The 5,112-nt window shown below is 73.0% G+C and carries 5 protein-coding genes; 1 reads left to right on the top strand and 4 read right to left on the bottom strand.

Annotated features, from left to right (window positions below):
- The 4 genes from DZF91_RS02555 to DZF91_RS02540 form a co-directional block, all read right to left on the bottom strand.
- Positions 1 to 549: MerR family transcriptional regulator (locus DZF91_RS02555; protein WP_117355906.1), on the bottom strand; the 549-nt coding region annotated here is incomplete at its 3' end.
- A gap of 3 nt (positions 550 to 552) precedes the next feature.
- Positions 553 to 1,224 (bottom strand): HEAT repeat domain-containing protein, encoded by a 672-nt coding sequence (locus DZF91_RS02550; RefSeq protein ID WP_117355905.1) that lies wholly within the window; start codon positions 1,222 to 1,224, stop codon positions 553 to 555.
- 47 nt (positions 1,225 to 1,271) lie between these two features.
- The gene (locus DZF91_RS02545) at positions 1,272 to 2,222 is read right to left on the bottom strand and encodes a LysR family transcriptional regulator (RefSeq protein ID WP_117355904.1); all 951 of its coding nucleotides are present in this window, start codon (positions 2,220 to 2,222) and stop codon (positions 1,272 to 1,274) included.
- 199 nt (positions 2,223 to 2,421) lie between these two features.
- Complete coding sequence (locus DZF91_RS02540) at positions 2,422 to 3,099, bottom strand: TetR/AcrR family transcriptional regulator (protein ID WP_117355903.1); 678 nt, start codon at positions 3,097 to 3,099, stop codon at positions 2,422 to 2,424.
- Positions 3,100 to 3,171: 72 nt separating this feature from the next.
- On the opposite strand from DZF91_RS02540, the gene DZF91_RS02535 reads away from it, so the two are divergent.
- On the top strand, positions 3,172 to 4,767 hold the full coding sequence (locus DZF91_RS02535; protein WP_117355902.1) for an ABC-F family ATP-binding cassette domain-containing protein: 1,596 nt from the start codon (positions 3,172 to 3,174) through the stop codon (positions 4,765 to 4,767).
- The last annotated feature ends 345 nt before the right edge of the window (positions 4,768 to 5,112 follow it).

The raw sequence follows: 5,112 nt of genomic DNA, 5'->3' as shown, positions 1-5,112 counted from the left end.
GCCCGCGGCGAGCAGCGGCAGTCCGCCGCCCGCCGCGCGCGCCAGAGCCCAGCGCAGGGCCCCGGCGACGTGCGGGTCCGTCTCGTCCAGCACGGCCTCGACCAGGGCTTCGACCGGCACCGGCGCCTCGTCCGCCGCGGCCAGGGCGGCGCGCTGGCGCTTCCCCGGGCTCTCCGATCCGAGGGCCTGCAGGAGCGCGACGACCTGGAGGACGTCCGTCCAGTCGGCGGGTTCGGCCGAGTCGATGCGGCGCAGGCGCGTGAGCAGTTCGGTCTCGGCCGCGATGCGTTCCCTCGTCCGGCGGATGAGGTCGCCGACGAGCGCGGAGGGCTCGAAGCCGGGGTCGTCGAGCGCGCCGGCGACCTCGCGCAGCGACAGTCCCAGCGACCGCAGGCTCTCGATGTGGAAGATCCGCCGGATGTCGTCCGCGGAGTACTCCCGGTAGCCGCCGGCGCTGCGTCCGGTCGGGCGCAGCAGGCCCAGGGACTCGTAGTGCCTGAGCATGCGGGCGCTGACCCCGGACCGCCGCGCCACCTCACCGATCAGCACCGCTCATCCTCCCTCCCGGCCGGTCGCGCCCAGGGCCATGAGCCGCTTGGCCTGCTCGACCGCGAACTCGAACCCGGCGTCCGGGTCGTGGAAGAGCCGTTCGGTGGCGATCGCGTGCCGCCGCACGCGCGGGTCGGGAGCCGTCGTCGCGGCCCGCAGGACCGGCAGCATCACCTCGCCGAGCGCGATCAGCGCCCTGGAGAGGCTCAACTGCGTCTCCCGTCCGCCGCGTCCGAGCTGGGTGACGAGGATCCCGGCCAGGTCGGCGCGCTCCGCCGGGGGGACGAGGATGGCGGCCGCGCGCCACGCGCTGCGCGCCACCTCGTCGTCGGCGTCGGTCAGCAGGTCGCGGGTGACGGCCGGCCACGCCCGCCGGTCCCCGATCTTGGAGAGGGTGTGCAGCGCCTGGCTGCGCGCCTGCGCGCGTTCCGACCGCAGCTCGGCGAGGAGCCTGGGGACCGTCTCGGACGGCGAGTGCCGGGTGAGCGCCCAGGTGAGCATGTCGCGGACGAAGAACTCGGGCTCGGTGGCGCAGCGTGCGACGAGCGTTTCGACGAAGCGCGGGTCGGGCGCCGTGCCGACGGCGAGCGCCGCCCGCAGCCGCACCGACGCGTCGCCGCTCTCCAGTGCCCTGAGCGCTCGCATCGCGTTCGTGTCCTCGTCCGGCCGGGTCATCGGGACCACCTCCTCCCAGCAGTGAAGACCTTGACACAGTGACAAGGTCAAGCCGGACGTCCGGTGCGGACGGTGGGGAAGAACGGGCGGTCGGGGGCGGGCAGCCACTGGTCCGGCTCGGCGAAGGGCCGCGCGTGGGCCCTCATGTGCGCGATGAGCGGGGGCAGCGAGGGGTGACGGTTCGCCTCGTGCCACATGAGGGACCACGGGTAGACCGGCACGGGATCGGTGAGGGAGAGCTGGACGACGTCCGGGAAGCCGGGGAACTGCGTCTTGTTGCCGAAGGTGATGAGGTCGGGCGACGCGGCGATCCGCTCCATCATGTGGTCCTTGCCGAAGACCGGGCCGGACGTGTCGATCCGGACGCCGAACTCCGCGCTGAGGAAGTCGTAGAACTCGGCCCACTCGCTGTCGCGGACGTTGCCGGGCATCCATGCCGTGAGTCCCCTGAGCTCGGCCATCGGGACGCTGCCCCGACCCGCCAGCGGGTGCCCGCGTCCGACCAGGATGGGCAGCGGCTCCAGGCAGACGGGGATGCGCTCGATCCCCGGGGGCGGAGGCCCGGCGACGCGGCCGAACGCGGCGTCGATCGAGCCCTCGGCGAGCGCCGTCCACCGGGGGACGGCACTGCGCGACACGATCATCTCCACCTCGACGTCCCCCTCCTCGTAGAAGGCGCGGACGAGCTCGACCGGCGCGGCGGCGTGGGCCAGGACGTCGATGCGCAGGGCGCGGCGGCGGGTGCGGAACATCGCGGTGGCCTGGTCGGCGAGCCCGATCAGCGCCCGGGCCTGCGGGAGGAAGGCCGCCCCGTCCTCGGTCGGGCGCGCGCCGGTGCGGGACCGGGTCAGCAGCGGAACGCCGAGGTCGGCCTCCAGCCGCGCCACGCGCTTGGACACCGCCTGCTGGCTCATGCCCAGGCGGTCGGCGGCGACGGTGAAGTGCCCGTCGTCCACGACGGCGAGGAACGTCCGGACGGCACCGAGATCGAGCTCCACCCACAACTCCTGGTTGTCACTGGCCGATGAGGCGACCTCATCCGAGCCGCGCGGCAAGCCCGATCCTAGGGCGAGCGCCGAGGAAGCGGTGAGACAACCACGAGGAGTGCGAGGCCGCCGGGTGAACTCTGGGTGCTGTTCGGCACGCCGCCCGCCTGATCGGGTGGCGGGTCCGAGAGGCAGGGGCTGCGGGATCCGGCTACTCGATGGCGTTCGCACGGATTCCGTCGATCAGGTATCCCAGGCCCCGCTGGAAGGCCTCGTCCCAGTCGTTGTCACTGGGATGCCCGTGGGCGGCCAGCGTCGGGTACGCATCGCGCTGCGCGGCGAGGATCTTGTCGGCGGCGTCGCGGGTGGACGACTCGTCCCTGCCGTGCCAGGACAGCTGGCTGACCGCGGCACCGATCACGAAATGCGACAGTCCGTAGGCGGCGGCGGTCAGCGGCGCGCCGGTGAGCCCGGCGCGTTGCAGGGCCGCGTGCAGGAACTCGGTACGGGCGAGGACGTTCGGGCCGAGCATCGGCCGGCCCATCAGCGTGGCGGTCCAGCGGTGCCGGAGCATCACCGCGCGCCAGCGCTCCACCATCGCGGTGACGTCAGCGCGCCAGTCGTCGGTCGCCGGCGGCACCTCGGCCTCGGCGAACACCGTGTCCAGGGCCAGGTCGAGCACGTCGTCCTTGGTGTCGAGGTGCCAGTACAGCGTGGTCGAGCCGGTGCCGAGCCGCTCGGCCAGCCGCCGCATGGTCAGCCGGTCCGCGCCCTCCTCGTCGAGAAGGGCGATCGCTTCGGCGACGATGCGCTCCCGTGACAGCGGCGGCGCCTCCCGTCGCCTGGGTGGCTGCTTCAACCAGATGTCGCCCGCTCGGCTCGCTCCCATGCGCCCACTCTAGTACGGTGAACGAGCACCGGATCAACGTTCTAGTGACCCGATCAGCGTTCAGAGGTGGTTGTGGGGCACATCGATGTCAGCGATCTGGCCTACGCGCTGCCCGATGGCCGGCCCTTGCTCCGCGAGGTGTCCTTCCGGGTGGGGCAGGGCGCCAAGGCGGCCCTGGTCGGGCCGAACGGCGGCGGTAAGACGACGTTGCTCAGGCTCATCGCCGGGGAACTGGCCCCGTCGGCGGGGAAGATCGCCACCACGGGCGGCCTCGGCGTGATGCGCCAGTTCACGCCGGGGGACCGCACCGTCGGCCAACTCCTGCTGTCGGTCGCGCCACCGCAGATCAAGGCGGCGACCGCCGCGCTGGCACGCGCCGAAGCCGCGTTGACCGGCGCCTCGGAGAGCCAGCTCGCCTACGCCCAGGCCATCAGCGACTTCACCGACGCCGGCGGCTACGACCTGGAAGTCGTCTGGGACGCCTGCACGACCGTGGCGCTCGGCCTGCCGTATGAGCAGGTCCGGGACCGGCCCGCGGGCACCCTGTCCGGCGGCGAGCAGAAGCGCCTCATGCTGGAAGCGCTGCTCCGCGGCCCCGACCACGTGCTGCTGCTGGACGAGCCCGACAACTACCTGGACATCCCCGGCAAGCAGTGGCTGGAGGAACGGCTCCAAGCCACCACCAAGACCGTGCTGCTGGTGTCCCACGACCGCCGCCTGCTCGCCGGCGCCGCCGACCGGATCATCACCGTCGAGTCCGGCACGGTCTGGGTACACGGCGGCGGTTTCGCCACCTACCCGGCCGCGCGACGCGACCGCGCCGCCCGCCTTGACCAGCTGCGCCGCCGCTGGGACGACGAACACGCCCGGCTGCGTCGCCTGGTCCACACGCTGCGGCAGCGTGCCGCCGCCAACGACGCGGTCGCCTCGTCCTACCAGGCCGCCCGCACCCGCCTGGCCCGCTTCGAGGAGGCGGGACCGCCCGAGCCGCCGCCGCGCGAGCAGAACATCCGCGTCCGCCTGCGCGGCGGACGCACCGGCAAGCGCGCCGTGACCTGCCAACGACTCCAACTCGCCGACCTGACCAGGCCGTTCGACCTGGAAGTCTGGTACGGCGAACGCATCGCCGTCCTCGGCGCCAACGGGTCGGGCAAGTCGCAGTTCCTCAAGCTGCTCGCCGACCCGTCCTCAGTCCCCCACCACGGCACGGTACGGCTGGGCGCTCGCGTCACCCCCGGCCACTTCGTCCAGACCCACACCCGCCCCGATCTGCGCGACCGCACCCCAGACGAGATCATCACCACCGACTTCGGGACGACCCTCAACGACGCCATGCGCGCCCTGGCCCGCTACGAACTCGCCCCGACCCGACGCCAGCCCTTCCACACCCTGTCCGGCGGGCAGCAGGCACGGCTGCAGATCCTGCTGCTGGAGCTGTCCGGCTGCACCCTCCTGCTGCTGGACGAACCCACCGACAACCTCGACCTCGCCAGCGCCCAAGCCCTCCAGGACGGCCTGACCGCCTACCAGGGCACCGTCCTGGCCGTCACCCACGACCGCTGGTTCGCCGAGGACTTCGACCGCTACCTGGTCTTCGACCCCGACGGCACCGTCCACTCCAGCGCCACTCCGACCTGGCAGGTCAACAACCGGACGCCGGGGACCTGAGCGTCAGGGCCTGCGTGGACCCTGTTCTGCCTGCCCCGCCAACCGCCGACGAGGTGCCGCCGTCTGGCACGGCTCGGTGTCCACGGTGACCGAGTTCGACCGGTTCGCCCGTCACATGGCCGAAGCCCACGAGGTCCTCTCACCGGCCTGGTTTCCGTTTCAGCGGCGCGCAATGCGTTTCGGGGTCGGCAGAACCACGGCTGTTAGGGTTCCCGCATGGCTGAGGTGCGGGTCGACGTGGCGGAACGGCAGGCCGGGACGGAGCCGGCGGAGGACGGCGAGGCCCCGCACGGCCGCTGCCGGGTGTGCCGGCGCGCGCTGCCCGCCCCCGCCCGGCGCAGCGAC

Origin of the sequence: Actinomadura logoneensis, from assembly GCF_003428695.1 — a bacterium.
GTDB classification, from domain to species: domain Bacteria; phylum Actinomycetota; class Actinomycetes; order Streptosporangiales; family Streptosporangiaceae; genus Spirillospora; species Spirillospora logoneensis.
This window is presented reverse-complemented; position numbering and strand designations above follow the sequence as displayed.

Excerpts from the sequence above, each read along its gene's own strand:
- DZF91_RS02540 (WP_117355903.1), bottom strand. The coding sequence starts at position 3,099 with ATGGGAGCGAGCCGAGCGGGCGACATCTGGTTGAAGCAGCCACCCAGG.
- DZF91_RS02550 (WP_117355905.1), bottom strand. The coding sequence starts at position 1,224 with ATGACCCGGCCGGACGAGGACACGAACGCGATGCGAGCGCTCAGGGCA.